Origin of the sequence: Halomonas sp. G15 (assembly GCF_021282295.1) — a bacterium.
Classification (GTDB): Bacteria; Pseudomonadota; Gammaproteobacteria; order Pseudomonadales; family Halomonadaceae; genus Halomonas; species Halomonas alimentaria.
Window position 1 is genome coordinate 85,132 of the sequence record NZ_JAJSPA010000010.1, and the last position, 17,243, is coordinate 102,374.

Sequence of the window (17,243 nt, forward strand, 5' to 3'; positions counted from 1 at the left end):
GCCGCTTGAAAAGGCCCCCGAAAACCCCAATACCCCAACCCCAGAGACACATCCAGGGAGAGAAAAAATGTCCAAAGGGCAGTCGCTTCAAGATCCGTACCTGAACATCCTGCGCAAGGAGCGTATCCCGGTATCGATCTTCCTGGTCAACGGCATCAAGCTGCAGGGCCAGATCGAGTCCTTCGACCAGTTCGTCATCCTGCTGCGCAACACCGTCAGCCAGATGGTCTACAAGCACGCCATTTCCACCGTGGTCCCGTCGCGCAACGTGCGACTGCCGGCCCAGGATCCTGCCGCGCCGCAGGAAGATGAGTGAGGTAGTGATTGTTTTTTGAACGCCCCGACGCCGGTGAGACGGCGGTACTCGTCCATATGGACTTCCAGGACGAAAAGGAGCGCGAGGATCCGGGTGAACTCCTGGAGCTCGTGCGTTCGGCCGGCGCCGTGCCGGCCACCCTGCTGACCGGCAGCCGCAAGCGTCCCGACTCGCGCACCTTCGTGGGCTCCGGCAAGCTCGAGGAGCTGCGCGAGGCGCTCAGCGTCCATGGCGCCGAGCTGGTGATCTTCAATCATGGCCTGAGCCCCTCCCAGCAGCGTAACCTCGAGCGCGAGCTCAAGTGTCGCGTGATCGATCGCACCGGCCTGATCCTCGATATCTTCGCCCAGCGGGCGCGTACCCACGAGGGCAAGCTGCAGGTGGAGCTGGCCCAGCTGGAGTACATGTCGACCCGCCTGGTGCGGGGCTGGACCCACCTGGAGCGCCAGAAGGGCGGTATCGGCCTGCGCGGTCCCGGCGAGACCCAGCTGGAGACCGACCGGCGGTTGCTGCGTGGGCGTATCAAGGCGATCCACAAGCGCCTCGACAAGGTGCGTACCCAGCGCGACCAGAACCGCCGCTCCCGGGCCCGCGCCGAGATTCCCAGTGTCTCGCTGGTGGGCTATACCAACGCCGGCAAGTCAACGCTGTTCAACGCGCTTACCGAATCGAAGGTCTATGCGGCCGACCAGCTCTTCGCTACCCTCGACCCGACGCTGCGGCGCCTGGAGATCGAGGATGTGGGGCCGGTGGTGATGGCCGATACCGTAGGCTTCATCCGCCACCTGCCGCACAAGCTGGTGGAGGCCTTCCAGGCGACCCTGCAGGAGGCCGCCGAGGCCAGCCTGCTGGTTCACGTCATCGACGCCGCCGATCCCGACCGCGAGCTCAATGTGGAGCAGGTCGAGACGGTGCTCGACGAGATCGGCGCCCTGGAGGTGCCGACGCTCAAGGTGATGAACAAGATCGACCTGCTCGACAGCGCACCGCGTATCGAGCGCGACGGCGAGGGGCGCCCCGAGGTAGTGTGGCTCTCGGCCCGCGAGGGCAGGGGGCTCGAGCTGCTGGAGCAGGCGCTCTCGGAGTGTCTGGCCGATGATGTCATCGATTTCGCGCTGACCCTGGAGCCCGAGCAGGGTCGCCTGCGCGCCGGCCTGCACGAGCTGGGCGCGGTGCGCGAGGAGCGCTTCGCCGAGGATGGCCAGACACACCTGCAGGTGCGGCTGCCGCGCCGCGACTTCCTGCAGTTGATGGCGCGGCTCGGCGAGCGGGCCGAAGACTACCTGCCGGCGTCGCTGAGCGAGCGTGAGGCGTGGGAGGAGACCCCCTAGACGGGGCATGAACAAGACAGGATCGCAACCGAGGCCCCGGCCGGCATCTCCGGTCGGGGCAGCAACGCATAGTGGAGAAGACCTATGGCCTGGAATGAGCCTGGTGGTGGTGGCAACCAGCACGACCCCTGGAGTGGGGGTGGTCGTCGCGGCGGCGGTAACGGCGGCGGAGGCAAGGGCGGTGGCAATCAGCCGCCGGACCTGGACGAGGCCCTGAAGAAGTTTCAGGACAAGCTCAACGGCATGCTGGGTGGCCGCGGGGGCAAGAAGGGCGGATCCGGCGGCAAGGGCGGCGGTGGCAAGCCGCGCAATGCCTTCACCCTGCCGGGCCTGCTGATCGTGGTGGCCCTGGCCATCTGGGCGGCCTCGGGCTTCTACCTGGTCGACCAGTCCGAGCGCGGTGTCGTGTTGCGCTTCGGCAAGTTCCAGGAAGTCGTCACGCCGGGCCTGCAGTGGAATCCGCCGCTGATCGATGACGTGCGCATGGTCAACGTGACCCGGGTACGCTCGCTGACCCAGACTCAGTCGATGCTGACTCGCGACGAGAATATCGTCGAGGTCGAGATCTCGGCCCAGTATCAGGTCTCCGATCCGCGTGACTTCGTGCTCAACGTGCGCAACCCGCAGCTCTCCATCGAGAACGCCCTGGACAGTGCCCTGCGCCACGTGGTCGGCGGCACCGACATGATCGATATCCTGACCTCCGGTCGCGAGATCCTCGGTAGCTCGGTGGCCAGTCGCCTGCAGTCCTACCAGGACAGCTACGGCACCGGCATTCGCCTGCAGACCATCAACATCGAGTCCACCTCGGCGCCGGACCAGGTCATCGATGCCTTCGACGATGTCATCCGCGCCCGCGAGGATCGCCAGCGCACCATCAACCAGGGCATGGCCTACGCCAACGCCATCATCCCCGAGGCCCAGGGCCAGGCGCAGCGCATTGTCGAGCAGGGCCAGGGCTATCGCGAATCGGTAGTCGCCGAGGCGCGTGGTCAGGCCAGCCGCTTCAGCGCCCTGCTTACCCAGTACGAGGATGCGCCGGCGATCATGCGTGAGCGCCTCTACCTCGATGCTGTCAGCGAAGTGTTCGGCAACACCTCCAAGGTGATGGTCGATGTCGCCAATGACGCGCCGCTGATGTACCTGCCCCTGGATCAGCTGGGCAGAAGCGGCAGCAGCAGCGCACAGCAGGGCGAAGAGGGCGAACTAGACCCGCGGGTGCTGGAGCGCCTGCGCGGCACCCAGGGCGCCTCGTCGTCTTCCGGCAACACCAGCAACAGCAGTAACACCGGTGGTATCCGCAGGGAGGGCCGCTAAATGATCAATAATCGTTCCCTGCTCATTGTCGGCGGCCTGGCGGCCGTCGCCTGGCTGGCCAGCAACAGCCTCTACGTGGTCGACGAGACCGAGCGTGCGGTCAAGCTGCGCTTCGGTGAGATCATCGAGGAGAACATCCAGCCCGGCCTGCACTTCAAGGTGCCGATCACCCAGACGGTGCGTACCTTCGATACCCGGCTGCTGACCCTGGATACCGAGCCCAGCCGCTACCTGACCCTGGAGCAGAAGGCGGTGATCGTCGACTCCTACGTCAAGTGGCAGGTGGTCAATCCGACCCAGTACTACGAGGCCACGGCGGGTGACGAGCTGATGGCCAGCCGGCTGATCCAGCCGCGGGTCGATGAGAGCCTGCGTAACGAGTTCGGTCGCCTCGACCTGCAGCAGATCATCGCCGAGCGTCGCGATGACCTGATGACCGGTCCCACCGAGGAGCTCGACCAGCTGCTGCGCGATGAGCTGGGGGTGGCCATCCGCGATATCCGCGTCAAGCGTATCGACCTCCCCGAGGATGTCTCCTCGGCGGTCTACGAGCGCATGCGCTCCGAGCGTGAGCGGGAGGCCCGCGAGTGGCGCGCCCAGGGTCAGGAGGAGGCCGAGCGCATCCGCGCCAACGCCGACCGCCGTCGGCAGGTGCTGCTGGCACAGGCCAACGAGCGTGCCGAGACCCTGCGCGGTGAGGGCGACGCCGAGGCGGCGGCCATCTTCGCCGAAGCCTATGGCAAGGATCAGGAGTTCTTCAGCTTCTGGCGCAGCCTGAACGCCTATCGCGACAGCTTCGCTGGCGATGACAACATGCTGGTGCTCGATCCCTCCAGCGAGTTCTTCCAGTACCTGAAGAGCCCCGCGCCAGGCGGCGGAGAGTAAACCATCCGGCCGGGCCTGCGGGCCCGGCCGGGGTTCATCCCCGGTGCAAACGTGGTAGACTCCTGACACCGGGCGAGGCCCGGTTTTTTTGTGGCCGTCTATCAACAAGACCGCGCCAGCCCGTCGCACGCCAGACGCTCGCCGGGCCACGGAAAAGCGTCTTTATCACGGCCATTCACTGCCTTGCAGGATGATTGACATGACCATCGCTGACCGCTGGCTGCTGCCCGACGGCATGGACGAAGTGCTGCCACCCCAGGCGAACCGCATGGAGGAGCTGCGTCGCGCGCTGCTCGATCTCTATCACCGCTGGGGTTACGACCAGGTGATGCCGCCCACCGCGGAGTTTCTCGATTCCCTGCTCACCGGCACCGGCTCCGACCTGGCGCTGCAGACCTTCAAGCTCACCGACCAGCTTACCGGCCGCATGATGGGCATCAGCGCCGACGTCACCCCCCAGGTGGCGCGCATGGATGCCCACTCACTCAAGCGCCAGGGCCCGGTGCGGCTCTGCTACTGCACCAACGTGCTGCGCGCCACTCCCGACCAGCACCAGGGCGGCCGCAGCCCGGTGCAGGTGGGGGTGGAACTGTTTGGCCATGCCGGCCTCGAGGCTGACCAGGAGATACTCAACCTGGCGTTGGCCTCGCTGTCCGCCGCTGGGGCCGGGGAGATCCACCTGGCGCTGGGCCATATCGGCATCTATCGCAGCCTGGTGGAGGCCTCGGGCCTCGAAGGCGACGCCGAGCGAGCGATGTTCGAGGCCCTGGAGCTGAAGTCGCCGGGTGAGCTGGCAGCCCGCGTCGAGTCGAGCATCGATGATCCGGCACTGGCCGAGATGTTCATGGCGCTCGGGCGACTGCACGGCGGCGTCGAGGTGCTGGACGAGGCCCGTGAGGCCTTCGCCGAGGCGCCTGCCGCCGTGGGCGCCGCCCTGGAGCAGCTGCGCGCGCTGCTGCGCGGCGTGCTGGCCGCCCATCCCGAGGTATCGCTTTACCTCGACCTCGGCGAGCTACGCGGCTATGCCTACCATACCGGCATGATGTTCGCGGCCTATGTGCCCGGCTACGGCCAGGCACTGGCCAAGGGCGGCCGCTATGATGACACCGGTCGCGCCTTCGGTCGGGCACGTCCGGCCACCGGCTTCTCCATGGACCTCAAGCAGCTGGCCACGCTCGCCCTCGCCGAGCCTCCCCGTGACGGCATCTGGGCACCTGCCGAGGGAGAGGGGTTGGTCGAGACCGTGATGGCGCTGCGCGCCCGGGGCGAGCGGGTGGTGCAGGCGTTGCCGGGACAACGCACCGGACCCGAGGAACACCGCTGCGATCGGCAGCTGGTGCTTCGCGCTGGCCACTGGCAGGCCGTGACACTGTAGACTGGGATACCAACTTGGCGCGACGGCCCGCCGCCGCGCGGCAACGAGAGACGAGAGAGCAATGGGCAAGAACGTAGTCGTACTGGGCACCCAGTGGGGTGACGAGGGCAAGGGCAAGGTCGTCGACCTGCTGACGGAATCCGCCGATGCAGTGGTGCGTTTTCAGGGCGGTCACAACGCCGGCCACACCCTGGTGCTCGACGGGGAGAAGACCGTCCTTCACCTGATTCCCTCAGGCATCCTGTGGCCCGGCAAGATGTGTGTCATCGGCAACGGCGTGGTGCTGTCACCCGAGGCGCTGATCAAGGAGATCCGCGAGCTGGAGGCCAAGGGGGTGCCGGTGCGTGACCGCCTGCGCCTGTCGCCGGCCTGCCCGCTGATCCTGCCCTATCACGTGCGCCTCGACCAGGCCCGCGAGAAGGCCCGCGGTGTGGCCAAGATCGGCACCACCGGGCGCGGTATCGGCCCGGCCTACGAGGACAAGGTGGCGCGTCGCGGCCTGCGCCTGGGTGACATGCTCCACCGCGAGCGTTTCGCCTCCAAGCTCGGCGAGGTGCTGGACTACCACAACTTCGTGCTGGTCAACTACCACGGCGAGCCGCCGGTAGACTTCCAGGAGGTCCTCGACAGCGCCATGCAGATGGCCGAGGAGCTGCGTCCCATGGTGGCCGATACCGTGGGCCTGGTGCATGGCGTGCGTCGCGCCGGCGAGAATATCCTCTTCGAGGGCGCCCAGGGCTCGCTGCTGGATATCGACCACGGCACCTATCCCTTCGTGACCAGCTCCAACACCACCGCCGGCGGCACCGCCACCGGTTCCGGTGTCGGTCCGCTTTACCTGGACTACGTGCTGGGCATCACCAAGGCCTACACTACCCGCGTCGGCTCCGGACCCTTCCCCACCGAGCTGTTCGATGACCACGGTCGTCACCTGGCCGAGAAGGGTCACGAGTTCGGCGCCACCACCGGCCGCCCGCGCCGCTGTGGCTGGTTCGATGCCGTGGCCCTGCGCCATGCCGTGCAGATCAACTCCGTCTCGGGCATCTGCCTGACCAAGCTCGATGTCCTCGACGGCCTGGAGAACATCCGCGTCTGCATCGGCTACCGCAGCAAGGATGGTGAGGTGCTGGATACCCCGGTGGACTCCGAGGGCTATGAAGCCATCGAGCCGCTCTACGAGGACCTCCCGGGCTGGAGCGAGTCGACCCTGGGTGCCAAGCGCGTCGAGGACCTGCCGGCCAACGCCCGCTCCTACATCAGCTTCCTGGAAGAGAAGGTGGGCGTGAGCATCGATATCATCTCCACCGGGCCGGATCGCAACGAGACCATCGTGCTGCGCAATCCCTTCGACGGCTGAGCGAGAGCTCTCCCGGTAGACACCGTCCCGTTATCCACAGCAGGCCTCGCGCGAGCGGGGCCTGCTGCGTTCGGGGAGTGGTCAGTAGTCGATGCCGCGGCGCGCCTGTACGCCCGCATTGAAGGCGTGGCGCACTTCCTGCATCTCGGTCACGGTATCGGCCATCTCGAGCAGCTCGCGGTGGGCATTGCGCCCGGTGACGATCACGCTCTGCTCGGCGGGACGGTTCTCGATGGCGCGCCGCACGGTGTCGATGTCGAGGTAGCCGAACTTGAGCATGTAGGTGATCTCGTCGAGTACCACCAGGTAGACATCGGGGTCGACCAGCATGCGCTCCGCCTCGGCCCACACCTCGCGGCAGGCGGCGGTATCGGCCTCGCGGTTCTGGGTCTCCCAGGTGAAGCCGGTACCCATGATGGCGACCTCGAGGTTGGGGTCCTCGACCAGCCGCTCGCGCTCGCCGCACTCCCACTGTCCCTTGATGAACTGGATTACCCCGACCCGGTAGCCATAACCCAGTGCGCGGGTCACGGTGCCCCAGGCGGCGGTGGTCTTGCCCTTGCCGTTGCCGGTGAACACCAGCAGCAGGCCGCGCTGTTCGGTGGCGGCGGCGACCTTCTCGTCGACGTGGGCCTTGAGTTTCTGCATCGACTTCTTGTGGCGGGTATCGCGATCGCTCATCGGGGCTCCATATGCTGTACAAGGCTTGTAGAGGAAGGCGACAGCATACGCGAGCCGTGGCCCGGCGTCAGCTCCCCTGGCGTACCCGTGCCTCCATGCGTGACAGGAATACCGCCATGATGCGCTCATAGAGACCCCGACCGAGCACGGCATCCTCGATGCCGGCATCGATATTGGGGTTGTCGTTGACCTCGATCACCACCACCCGGTCACCGGCCTGCTTGAGGTCGACGCCATACAGGCCGTCGCCGATCAGCCGGCAGGCCTTGAGGGCCGCCCTGATCACCGCTGGCGGCACCTCCTCCGGGGTATGGGTGGTGAAGCCGCCGCTCCTCACCCCGGCAGCGGAGTGGTCGTAGATCTGCCAGTGCCCGCGGGCCATGTAGTAGCGGCTGGCGAAGAGCACCTGGCCATCGAGCACGCCGATGCGCCAGTCGTATTCGGTGGGCAGCCACTCCTGGAGCAGCAGCAGGGCCGAGTCGTGGAACAGGCGGGCCGCCTGGTGTTCCAGCTGGGCCAGCTCGGTGACCTTGACCACGCCGCGGGAGAACGAGCCGTCGGGGACCTTGAGAACCAGCGGGAAGTCGAGGCCGTCGAGGCGTTCGGCCAGCGGGCGACGGTCGCCGCGCTTGAGCAGTACGCCCTCCGGTGCCGGCACCCCGCGGGCGCGCAGCAGGGCGTGCAGGTAGACCTTGTTGGTGCAGCGCAGGATATCCCGTGGCGAGTCGATCACCACCAGCCCCTCGTGTTCGGCACGGCGCGCCATGCGATAGGTGTGGTGGTCCAGGGCGGTGGTCTCGCGAATGAACAGGGCGTCGAACTCGGCGATTCGTCCGGCATCGCGGCGGGTGATCAACGAGACATCGATGCCGAGCCGGCGTCCGGCCCGGATGAAGGCCTTCAGCGCCCCGCGGTTGCTGGGGGGCAGCGTCTCCCCGGGGTCGACCAGGATCGCCAGGTCGAAGCGGTAGCGGCGTCGCGCCTTGGGCGTGCGCCAGACCTTGCGGGAGTGGCGGTTGAGGGAGCTGGCGAAGAGGTCCTGCTCCGCGGGTGCCAGGTCGCGCAGGCGCAGCGGCTTGAGGCGGGAAAGCCGCCACTGGTCGTGGCGGCGCACCAGTCGGGCCTCCAGCAGGGGGCAGGGCAGGCGTTCGAAGAGCTTGCGTGCCAGGCGCTCGAGGCCGGGTTGGTGACACTCGCCGAACAGCACGCGCAGGGTCACGGCATCGCCGGAAAGCCGGCCGCGCCGTGCCAGTTCGCCGAGCAGCGGGGTCAGGGTATCGAGCTGCAGGTCGATCAGCGCCTTGCGCGACAGCTCGTTGAGCGTTTCCACCGTGGGCAGCACCCGCTGGCCGCGGGCCTGGGCCAGCAGCGACACATAGTAGCCGGTGCCCAGGTAGTCGAGCTCACCGCACAGGTTGATCACATGGGTGGTGCGTTCGCTTTCGGTGCCGCTGCGGTGGCGGCGGTCCAGCGAAAGGTAGTCGTCGGCGCTGATCAGGTCTTCACTGGGGTAGTAGGGCTGCCAGTCGGCGAGGCGGTCGACGACGATTCGCAAGGGGCACATGGTGGCGGCTACCGGATAGGGAGGAGGGCGGCCGGGGCGGGCCGAACTGTGGCCAGAATGCGCCTGGCTCGCGACCACGGCAAGGCGGATGCTGAGTGAAAATATTTCATGCTCCTGCCTCGCTGACATCGGCTCCGAGCACGCTCAGAATCGGCCGGGTACCCTCTGGAGAGCCCCATGACCATTCAGCTGCGTCGGGCCACCGGCCACGACCTCGACGCCCTCTTTCGCCTGGAGCAGAGCGCCTTTACCGGCGACCGCTTCTCCCGCCGCCAGCTCTGGCACCTGCTCAACCGAGCCCATGCCGAGACCTGGGTGCTGGAGCGCGACGCCGAGGCGCTCACCCCGGTGCGGCTGCTGGGCTACGGTACCCTGCTGTTCCGTCACGGCAGTACCCGCGCCCGGCTCTACTCCTTCTGTGTGCACCCGGAGTTCCGCGGCTCGGGCCTGGGGCGTCAACTGCTCGAAGCCCTGGAAGGGGCGACCCGGGGGCGAGACTGCACCCGCCTGGGGCTCGAGGTGCGCGCCGACAACCGTGCGGCGCTGGCGCTCTACCGGCGCATGGGGTTTCGGCTCGAGCGCTGGTTGCCGGAGTATTACCAGGATGGCTGCGCCGCCTGGCAGATGGTAAAGGCGCTGGAGCCTGCGGCGCCGGGGGCTCAGGGCTGTTAGAATCCCTGGATCCTTCCCCCATTGCCAGGAGCCGTCATGCCCTCTTTCGATATCGTCTCCGAGTTCGACAAGCACGAAGCCAGCAACACCGTGGATCAGGCCAACCGCGAGGTCCAGTCGCGCTTCGATTTCAAGGGCGTCGATGCCAGCTTCGCGCTCGAGGGTGAGAGCGTGAAGCTCGAGGCCGAGGTGGACTTCCAGCTCAAGCAGATGCTCGACGTGCTGCGCAACAAGCTGATCGGCCGTGGCATCGATGCGCGCTGCCTCGATATCCAGGAACCGGTGCTCTCCGGGGTGCGTGCCCGCCAGGAGGCGCACCTCAAGCAGGGCCTCGAGCAGAAGGAGGCCAAGGACATCGTCAAGCGCATCAAGGACAGCAAGCTCAAGGTGCAGGCGCAGATCCAGGGCGAGAAGGTGCGCGTCACCGGCAAGAAGCGCGACGACCTCCAGGCAGTGATGGCTCTGCTGCGCGGTGAGCAGGGCCCCGATCTGCCGCTGCAGTTCGACAACTTCCGCGACTGACCCGCGCGCTTCGGGGCATCGAGGGGCCGCGAAAGCGGTCCGCTCGATGCCGTTGGCGCGGAGCCCATGGCCTTCATAGGGGATGGCGATTGGCGTGCCGTGCTTGGCTGGTCTTCAATGAAGGACGAGACGTCGTCGGAGGCTGTGTCATGTCATCCATCCCCCGCCTGGCCTTCCTGATGATCGCCTGGCTGAGTTTTGGCCTCGGCGTGATCGGGGTCTTCGTGCCGCTCATGCCCACCACCTGCTTCATGCTGCTGGCGGTATGGTCTGCCTCGAAGGCGTCGCCGGGCTTCGCCCGCTGGATCCGTGAGCATCCGCGCTTCGGCTCCGCGGTGCTGGCCTGGGAGGGCGAGCGTGCCATCCCGCGCCACGCCAAGCAGCTGGCCGCCGGCATGCTGGCCCTTTCCATGCTGGTGCTGGCGCTGACCGTCAGCCTGCTGTGGCTCAAGCTCGCGCTGATCGGCGGCCTTGCCCTGCTTGGGGCCTGGATCGTCACCCGGCCGGAGCCGGCCCTGTGAGGGTGCTTTGAGCTCGGGGGGCGCGGCGCCGTACAATGGTCGCAATTCTCGACAGGAGCACCACGCATGTCCGATCCCCAGGCGACCTACCTGAGCGATTACCGTCCCCCCGCCTACCGCGTCACCCATGCCGACCTCACCTTCGACCTCGATCCCGCCGCCACGCGGGTCAAGGCACGCCTGCACCTGGCGCGTCACCCCGAGCGTGAGCCGGGTGAGCCGCTGGTGCTCGACGGTGAAGGGCTGTCCCTCAAGGCCATCGCCCTCGACGGCGAGCCGCTGGAGGCGGACGAGTATGCGGTAGACGACAAGCACCTGACGGTGCACCGGGTGCCCGAGGCGTTCCACCTCGACACCGAGGTGGAGATCGCTCCCGAGGCCAACACCGCCCTGGAGGGGCTCTACCTCTCCAACGGCATGTACTGCACCCAGTGCGAGGCCGAGGGCTTCCGGCGCATCACCTTCTACCCGGACCGCCCGGACGTCATGGCGACCTTCTCCACCACGGTGATCGGTGGTACCGGCGAGCCGGTGCTGCTTTCCAACGGCAATCCGGTGGAACGCGGCGAGTTGCCGGGTGGCCGCCACTTCGTCACCTGGGAGGACCCGCATCCCAAGCCCAGCTACCTGTTCGCCCTGGTGGCCGGCGACCTCAAGAAGGTCGAGGATGCCTTCACCACCGCCAGCGGGCGCGAGGTGACCCTGCAGATCTGGGTCGAGGAGGAGAACCTCGACAAGACCGATCACGCCATGGCCTCGCTGAAGCGCGCCATGCGCTGGGACGAGCAGGCCTACGGCCGCGAGTACGACCTCGATCTGTTCATGATCGTGGCGGTCAACGACTTCAACATGGGCGCCATGGAGAACAAGGGGCTCAACATCTTCAACTCGGCGGCGGTGCTGACCCATCCCCACACCGCCACCGACGCCACCTTCCAGCGGGTCGAGAGCATCGTCGCCCACGAGTACTTCCACAACTGGTCGGGCAACCGCGTCACCTGTCGCGACTGGTTCCAGCTCTCCCTGAAGGAGGGCTTCACGGTGTTCCGTGACCAGTGCTTCTCCGCCGATACCAACTCCCCGGCGGTCAAGCGCATCGAGGACGTCGCCTTCTTCCGCACCGCCCAGTTCGCCGAGGATGCCGGCCCTACCGCGCATCCGGTGCGCCCCGACCACTACATCGAGATCGGCAACTTCTACACCCTGACCATCTACGAGAAGGGGGCCGAGGTGGTGCGCATGCTCGCCAACCTGGTGGGCGAGGCAGCCTTCCGACGTGGCAGCGACCGCTACTTCGAGCGCTTCGACGGTCAGGCGGTGACCATCGAGGACTTCGTCGACTGCATGGCCGAGGCCTCGGGACTGGACCTTTCCCAGTTCATGCACTGGTACTCCCAGTCCGGTACCCCGGAGATCGATGCCTTCGGCGAGTATGACTACGCCAGGGCCGAGTATCGCCTGATCCTGCGCCAGCGCACTCCGGCGACCCCCGACCAGCTCGACAAGCAGCCGCTGCACATCCCGGTGCGCCTGGGCCTGGTGGGTACCAAGAGCGGCCGTGACCTGCCGCTGACCCTGGATGGCGAAACGCTGGGGAGCGACGCCGTGATCCACCTGCGCGAGGCGGAGCAGGAGTTCCTGTTCACCGACGTCTCCGAGGCCCCGGTGCCCTCGCTGCTGCGCGGCTTCTCGGCGCCGGTCAAATTGCGCTTCCCCTATGGCCGCGAGGACCTGGCCTTCCTGCTGGCCAACGACTCCGATGGCTTCAACCGCTGGGATGCCGGCCAGCGCCTGGCCATGCTGGCCCTGGACGACCTGATCGCCGCGCACCGCAACGGTGTCGAGAAGGTGATGGATCCGCGGGTCACCGAGGCCTTCCGTGGCCTGCTGGAGGGGGAGCCCGAGGACCGCGCGGTGCTTGCCGAGATGATCACCCTGCCCAGCGAGGCCTACATCGCCGAGCAGCAGCCACTGGTGGACGTCGACGCCATCCACGCCGCCCGGGAGTTCATGCGTCGCGGGCTGGCCACCGCGCTGCGGGATGACTTCCTGCGCGTCTACCGCGAGAACCAGGACGACAGCCCCTATGCGCCCACGCCGGAGCAGATCGCCCGGCGCAGCCTGAAGAACGTGGCGCTCGCCTATCTCATGGCCATCGAGGACGAGGACGGCGTGCAGCTGGCCCGCGAGCAGTTCGAGGCCGACCACAACATGACCGACGTGCGCCATGCCCTGACCCTGCTGACCCACAGCAGTCGCGACGAGCTCAGCGAGCCGGCGCTCAAGGCCTTCGGCGAGAAGTGGGCCCATGACCCGCTGGTGATGGACCAGTGGTTTGCGATCCAGGTGTCACGCCCGCAACCCGACGTGCTCGAGCGGGTGAAGTTCCTGATGCAGCACCCGGCCTTCTCGCTGAAGAACCCCAACAAGGTGCGCGCACTGATCGGCACCTTCGCCGGCCAGAACCGGGTCAACTTCCACCGTATCGACGGCGCGGGCTACCGCCTGCTGGCCGACACCGTGATCGAGCTCAACCGCCTCAACCCGGAGATCGCCGCACGGCTGATCACCCCGCTGACGCGCTGGGCGCGCTTCGACGAGGAGCGCCAAGAGCTGATGAAGGGCGAGCTCGAGCGCATCCGTGCCGAGGAGCTATCGCCCAATGTGTATGAGGTGGTGGAAAAGGCCCTGGCCTGAACCTCCGCGTCTTCAACGACAAGCGCCGCCCCTCGGGGCGGCGCTTTCACGTCGGGATGGCGGTCAATATATGAGCCAGCTCAATACAACAAAGCCCAGCAGCAGCCAGATCAGCGTAGCGACGATGGCGCGACGGGTCAGGGCCCGGAATGCCTTCCACAGCATCCACAGGCCGACCACCAGGATCAGCAGGCTGACGATGGAGGTGGAGATGCCCAGCGAACCGGCCAGCCCCTGGAGGAAGCCGCGGGCGGAGTCGCCGATATTGGCGAAGAAGCCGGTCAGCAGGTCGACGACGAAGCGGATGATCTCGCCGAGGGTCCTGCCGATCCAGGTGAAGAACTCTTCCATGTCAGGTTCCGTGGCAGTTCGAGAAGTAGCTCAAGGTAACCACGCCGGGAGCGATTGTCATCTTCGGGGTGCGGCATGAATTAGCCGAGCTGGCTTGAAACCGGCTCGATGCCTGACTCCTCGGCGGCGCTGTCGGCCAGGGCTCGGCCCGCCTCGTCATAGACATGGAAGACGGCGCTGGCACCCAACTCGCGGATCGGATCGATCTCCTCGGGAAACTCGACCACGGCGGTGATCTTTCCGGGGAACTGGCGCGACCGCAGCTGCTTTATGGCAAACAGGTTGCCTGCGTGATGCGGCATGGCCAGTACCACCATGTGCACATCGGGAGACATCAGCAGCTTGTCCCAGAAGTCGGAGTCGAGAGCGTCACCTTCCACCACGTTGAAGCCACGTTCCGTCAGCATCCTGACGCTGGCCGGGTTGCTGTCGATGCCGAGGATTCGTAGCCCGTATTCCTTCTGGAGGCGCTGGTAAACGCTGCGTCCGATGCGCCCCATGCCCAGCACTACTGCCTCGGCATCCCCCACCTCGATGGGGCGGTCGCTGGGTGTGAGTTGCATGGAGTCGCGTCCTGGCAGTCGCTTGGCCAACCAGCGATAGATTCCCTCGCTTACGGCGTTGATCATCGCCGAGAGGCCGAAGCTCAGTGCCACCGCCAGCGAGATGACCACCAGCCACTCTTCCGTCAGCAGCCCGCCGGAGACTGCGATGGCGCCCACGATGAGGCCGAATTCGGAATAGTTGGAGAGGCTCAGGGTGGCCAGAATCGAGGTGCGGTTGCGCATCGGGAAACGCATGAATACCAGCAGGTAGAGCAGGCTCTTGAGCGGCAGCAGCGCCAGCAGCAGCAGCGCCATGGCCAGGTGCGAGCTATCCGGCATGGCGGTGAGGCCGATGGCCAGGAAGAAGCCAACCAGCAGCAATTCCTTGATGTTGAACATCGAGCGAGCCAGGGTCTGAGCGGCTGGATGTGGGGCCAGCAGCAGCCCGATGATCAGGGCGCCGAGATCCCCCTTGACGCCGAGTGCTTCGAACAGGGAGTAGCCCAGCACCAGGGCGAGCAGCATGCCGAAGAGGATCTGCATCTCGCCATGACCGAGACGGTCCAGCAGTCGGCGCAGCAGCGGGGCGAGGGGGATCAACAGCACCAGGCCCAGCGCCCAGGGGCTCGGAAGCTTGCCAGTAGAGCCGGTGATGAAGAGCACCGCGAAGATGTCCTGCATGATCAGTACGCCGATGGCCAGGCGGCCATAGGCGGTCTGGGTCTCGCTGCGCTTCTCCAGCACCTTGATCACGAACACCGTGCTCGAGAAGGAGAAGGCGAAGCCAAGCAGCAGCAGTGTCTGCCACTGGCTGTCGGCCAGCAGGCTCAGTCCCCAGCCCTTGAACAGCGCCAGCAGACCGAAGAACAGCAGCGACGAGCCCAGCATATGCAGGGTGGCACCGCCCCAGACATCTCCGCGAAGCAGGGTGCGTACATCGAGCTTGAGGCCAATGGTGAACAGCAGCAGGGTGACCCCGATGTCGGAGATCAGCTCGAGCAGCGGTGTATTTTCATAGCCCAGGGCGTTGAGGGCGAAGCCGGCGACCAGGAAGCCCACCAAGGGGGGCAGGCGCAGGGCCAGGGCGGCAAACCCGCCGATGAAGGCGGCGAGAAGAAAGGCCGGTTCGATCATGGACGCTCCCTGTTCTATGCATCGTACGTGATGAGTAGTTTACGGAAGCCGGTGCTTGAATGGCATCGTTGCATGAGAAGGTTACCGCTCGAGGATGATTCAACCCCGCCGAGCGCTCCTGGCTGGCCCGCCGTGATCGCCATCGGCACCGTCTGCGGCTAAGGTTAGGCAAGGACGCCGGTGGTCGGCGTCGCCTGCATGCTACATGAGGACGCCATGGACCTTTCGCTGATCCTGCCTGTCGTGTTGCTGGTTGCCCTGCTGATCTATGCCGTCAGCATCTACAACCGCCTGGTGGCCCTGAAGAACCGCTTCCAGAATGCCTTTGCGCAGATCGAGGTGCAGCTCAAGCGGCGCCATGATCTGATCCCCAATCTGGTGGAGACCGCGCGGGCCTACATGGCCCACGAGCGCGAGACGCTCTCCGCGGTGACCGAGGCGCGCAATGCCGCCGAAGTCGGCCTGAAGCACGCCGCCGCCGCTCCCGGCAATGCCGCCGCCATGGCCGAGCTGGCCGGTGCCGAGGGAGCGTTGGGTGCCGCCCTGGGGCGCCTCAACGTGGTGATGGAGGCCTATCCGGATCTCAAGGCCTCGGAGAACATGCAACAGCTCTCCGAGACCCTGACCAGCACCGAGAATCGCGTCGCCTTCGCCCGCCAGGCCTTCAACGACGCCGTGATGCAGTACAACACCTACAAGCAGAGCTTCCCGCCGGTGATCCTGGCCGCCTCCTTCGGCCACAAGCAGGATGCCGCCCTGCTGGAGTTCGAGGACAGTGCGGAGATCCAGGCCGCGCCCCGCGTGAGCTTCTGAGCGGAGGCCCCGCATGGACTTCTTTACCGCCCAGGACCGTGCCCGGCGGCTCTCGGCTCGGCTGGTCCTGCTGTTGCTGCTCGCCGTCGTGCTCCTGGTGGTGCTGACCTGCGTGCTGGTGGCGCTGGCCGTGGTGGTGATGAACCCGGAGCGGATGGGCGCCGGTGACCCGCTGGCGGCGGCGCTGGAGCCCAGGCTCTTCGCCCTGGTGGCGGGTGGCGTGGTGGCCATCGTGGTGCTGGGTGGTCTGGTGCGCCACCTGCAGCTGCGTGTCGGCGGCTATGCGGTGGCCGAGGCCCTGGGCGGGCGCCCCCTGGCACTGGATACCCGGGATGAGGATGAGCGGCGCCTGCTCCATGTGGTGGAGGAGATGGCCATCGCCTCGGGGATGCCGGTGCCGGCGGTCTACCTTCTGGATGACGCCGCCATCAATGCCTTCGCCGCCGGGCATGACTCCCATGATGCCGTCATCGGCGTGACCCGCGGCGCCATCGAGCACTTCGACCGAGATCAGCTGCAGGGCGTCATTGCCCATGAGTTCAGCCATATCCTGCATGGCGACATGCGCCTCAACCTGCGCCTGGTGGCGCTGCTCCACGGCATTCTGGTGATCGGCCTGGCGGGCCGCTTCCTGCTGCGCGGGCTCGCCGGCGGCCGGCGTCGGGGTTCCCGGCGCGGCGGCCATGTGGCGATCATGGGCCTGGGGGTGGCGCTGATGGCGGTGGGCTACGCCGGTACCCTGTGCGGCAACCTGATCAAGGCGGCAGTAAGTCGCCAGCGCGAGTTCCTGGCCGATGCCAGCGCCGTGCAGTACACCCGCAACCCCGAAGGCATCGGCGGGGCCCTCCAGACCCTGGCCGCCTATCGCCTCGGCTCGCACCTGCTGGCGGCCAATGCCGCCGAGTTCAGCCATCTCTATTTCGGCAGTGGCGTGCGCAGCCTGAGCCGATTCACGGCGACCCACCCGCCGCTGGAGGCGCGCATCCGTCGCGTGCTGCCGCGGTGGGACGGCCGCCTGCCCGAGCCCTTCGCACCGACGCCCAGGGCCGCTCTTGAGCCTCCGTCCTCGCCGGCCACGCCCTCCCATGCCACTCCCCTCGGCGGGGCGGCACTGGCCGGGGCCGCACTGGGGGCCGCCCCGCCGAGGGGAGTGGCATGGGAG

16 protein-coding genes are annotated in these 17,243 nt (G+C 66.9%); 12 read left to right on the forward strand and 4 right to left on the reverse strand.

Going from position 1 to position 17,243, the window contains the following annotated elements; translation table 11 throughout:
• The first annotated feature begins 67 nt into the window (after positions 1 to 67).
• From hfq to LWH48_RS07105, 6 genes are all read left to right on the forward strand, one after another.
• Positions 68 to 316, forward strand: a complete 249-nt coding sequence (hfq, locus tag LWH48_RS07080) for an RNA chaperone Hfq (RefSeq protein ID WP_161431466.1) — start codon at positions 68 to 70, stop codon at positions 314 to 316.
• An 8-nt stretch (positions 317 to 324) separates the two neighbouring features.
• Entirely contained in the window at positions 325 to 1,647 is a 1,323-nt protein-coding gene (gene hflX / locus LWH48_RS07085; protein WP_232912033.1) for a ribosome rescue GTPase HflX, read from the forward strand.
• Between the two features lie 84 nt (positions 1,648 to 1,731).
• On the forward strand, positions 1,732 to 2,964 hold the full coding sequence (gene hflK / locus LWH48_RS07090) for an FtsH protease activity modulator HflK (RefSeq protein ID WP_161431468.1): 1,233 nt from the start codon (positions 1,732 to 1,734) through the stop codon (positions 2,962 to 2,964).
• On the forward strand, positions 2,965 to 3,849 hold the full coding sequence (gene hflC / locus LWH48_RS07095) for a protease modulator HflC (protein ID WP_232912034.1): 885 nt from the start codon (positions 2,965 to 2,967) through the stop codon (positions 3,847 to 3,849). It begins immediately after the preceding gene.
• Positions 3,850 to 4,048: 199 nt separating this feature from the next.
• Positions 4,049 to 5,224 (forward strand): ATP phosphoribosyltransferase regulatory subunit, encoded by a 1,176-nt coding sequence (locus tag LWH48_RS07100; protein WP_232912035.1) that lies wholly within the window; start codon positions 4,049 to 4,051, stop codon positions 5,222 to 5,224.
• 61 nt (positions 5,225 to 5,285) lie between these two features.
• A complete protein-coding gene (locus LWH48_RS07105; RefSeq protein WP_232912036.1) occupies positions 5,286 to 6,581 on the forward strand; it encodes an adenylosuccinate synthase in 1,296 nt (431 codons plus the stop codon).
• Positions 6,582 to 6,662: 81 nt separating this feature from the next.
• On the opposite strand, the gene cobO is transcribed toward LWH48_RS07105, so the two are convergent.
• Together cobO and LWH48_RS07115 are read right to left on the reverse strand one after the other, a co-directional pair.
• The gene (gene cobO / locus LWH48_RS07110; protein WP_232912037.1) at positions 6,663 to 7,262 is read right to left on the reverse strand and encodes a cob(I)yrinic acid a,c-diamide adenosyltransferase; all 600 of its coding nucleotides are present in this window, start codon (positions 7,260 to 7,262) and stop codon (positions 6,663 to 6,665) included.
• Positions 7,263 to 7,329: 67 nt separating this feature from the next.
• Positions 7,330 to 8,826: a RimK family protein gene (locus tag LWH48_RS07115; RefSeq protein WP_232912038.1), complete on the reverse strand. Its 1,497-nt coding sequence runs from the start codon at positions 8,824 to 8,826 to the stop codon at positions 7,330 to 7,332.
• A 177-nt stretch (positions 8,827 to 9,003) separates the two neighbouring features.
• On the opposite strand from LWH48_RS07115, the gene LWH48_RS07120 reads away from it, so the two are divergent.
• From LWH48_RS07120 to pepN, 4 genes are all read left to right on the forward strand, one after another.
• Positions 9,004 to 9,498, forward strand: a complete 495-nt coding sequence (locus LWH48_RS07120) for a GNAT family N-acetyltransferase (protein WP_232912039.1) — start codon at positions 9,004 to 9,006, stop codon at positions 9,496 to 9,498.
• Between the two features lie 36 nt (positions 9,499 to 9,534).
• A complete protein-coding gene (locus tag LWH48_RS07125) occupies positions 9,535 to 10,020 on the forward strand; it encodes a YajQ family cyclic di-GMP-binding protein (protein WP_232912040.1) in 486 nt (161 codons plus the stop codon).
• A 149-nt stretch (positions 10,021 to 10,169) separates the two neighbouring features.
• A complete protein-coding gene (locus LWH48_RS07130) occupies positions 10,170 to 10,541 on the forward strand; it encodes a YbaN family protein (RefSeq protein ID WP_232912041.1) in 372 nt (123 codons plus the stop codon).
• A gap of 66 nt (positions 10,542 to 10,607) precedes the next feature.
• Entirely contained in the window at positions 10,608 to 13,238 is a 2,631-nt protein-coding gene (gene pepN / locus LWH48_RS07135) for an aminopeptidase N (protein WP_232912042.1), read from the forward strand.
• A gap of 63 nt (positions 13,239 to 13,301) precedes the next feature.
• Here pepN and LWH48_RS07140 read toward each other — a convergent pair whose 3' ends face one another.
• Positions 13,302 to 13,589, reverse strand: coding sequence for a hypothetical protein (locus LWH48_RS07140; RefSeq protein ID WP_213312309.1), 288 nt, complete (start codon positions 13,587 to 13,589; stop codon positions 13,302 to 13,304).
• An 80-nt stretch (positions 13,590 to 13,669) separates the two neighbouring features.
• Positions 13,670 to 15,268: a cation:proton antiporter family protein gene (locus LWH48_RS07145; protein WP_232912043.1), complete on the reverse strand. Its 1,599-nt coding sequence runs from the start codon at positions 15,266 to 15,268 to the stop codon at positions 13,670 to 13,672.
• Between the two features lie 216 nt (positions 15,269 to 15,484).
• Between LWH48_RS07145 and LWH48_RS07150 the strand changes: the two genes are divergently transcribed.
• A complete protein-coding gene (locus tag LWH48_RS07150; RefSeq protein ID WP_232912044.1) occupies positions 15,485 to 16,081 on the forward strand; it encodes a LemA family protein in 597 nt (198 codons plus the stop codon).
• 13 nt (positions 16,082 to 16,094) lie between these two features.
• On the forward strand, positions 16,095 to 17,243 hold a 1,149-nt coding region (locus tag LWH48_RS07155; protein ID WP_232912045.1), incomplete at its 3' end, for a M48 family metallopeptidase.

Excerpts from the sequence above, each read along its gene's own strand:
- hfq (WP_161431466.1), top strand. The coding sequence starts at position 68 with ATGTCCAAAGGGCAGTCGCTTCAAGATCCGTACCTGAACATCCTGCGC.
- hflK (WP_161431468.1), top strand. The coding sequence starts at position 1,732 with ATGGCCTGGAATGAGCCTGGTGGTGGTGGCAACCAGCACGACCCCTGG.
- hflC (WP_232912034.1), top strand. The coding sequence starts at position 2,965 with ATGATCAATAATCGTTCCCTGCTCATTGTCGGCGGCCTGGCGGCCGTC.
- LWH48_RS07100 (WP_232912035.1), top strand. The coding sequence starts at position 4,049 with ATGACCATCGCTGACCGCTGGCTGCTGCCCGACGGCATGGACGAAGTG.
- LWH48_RS07105 (WP_232912036.1), top strand. The coding sequence starts at position 5,286 with ATGGGCAAGAACGTAGTCGTACTGGGCACCCAGTGGGGTGACGAGGGC.
- cobO (WP_232912037.1), bottom strand. The coding sequence starts at position 7,262 with ATGAGCGATCGCGATACCCGCCACAAGAAGTCGATGCAGAAACTCAAG.
- LWH48_RS07115 (WP_232912038.1), bottom strand. The coding sequence starts at position 8,826 with ATGTGCCCCTTGCGAATCGTCGTCGACCGCCTCGCCGACTGGCAGCCC.
- LWH48_RS07120 (WP_232912039.1), top strand. The coding sequence starts at position 9,004 with ATGACCATTCAGCTGCGTCGGGCCACCGGCCACGACCTCGACGCCCTC.
- LWH48_RS07125 (WP_232912040.1), top strand. The coding sequence starts at position 9,535 with ATGCCCTCTTTCGATATCGTCTCCGAGTTCGACAAGCACGAAGCCAGC.
- LWH48_RS07130 (WP_232912041.1), top strand. The coding sequence starts at position 10,170 with ATGTCATCCATCCCCCGCCTGGCCTTCCTGATGATCGCCTGGCTGAGT.
- pepN (WP_232912042.1), top strand. The coding sequence starts at position 10,608 with ATGTCCGATCCCCAGGCGACCTACCTGAGCGATTACCGTCCCCCCGCC.
- LWH48_RS07140 (WP_213312309.1), bottom strand. The coding sequence starts at position 13,589 with ATGGAAGAGTTCTTCACCTGGATCGGCAGGACCCTCGGCGAGATCATC.
- LWH48_RS07145 (WP_232912043.1), bottom strand. The coding sequence starts at position 15,268 with ATGATCGAACCGGCCTTTCTTCTCGCCGCCTTCATCGGCGGGTTTGCC.
- LWH48_RS07150 (WP_232912044.1), top strand. The coding sequence starts at position 15,485 with ATGGACCTTTCGCTGATCCTGCCTGTCGTGTTGCTGGTTGCCCTGCTG.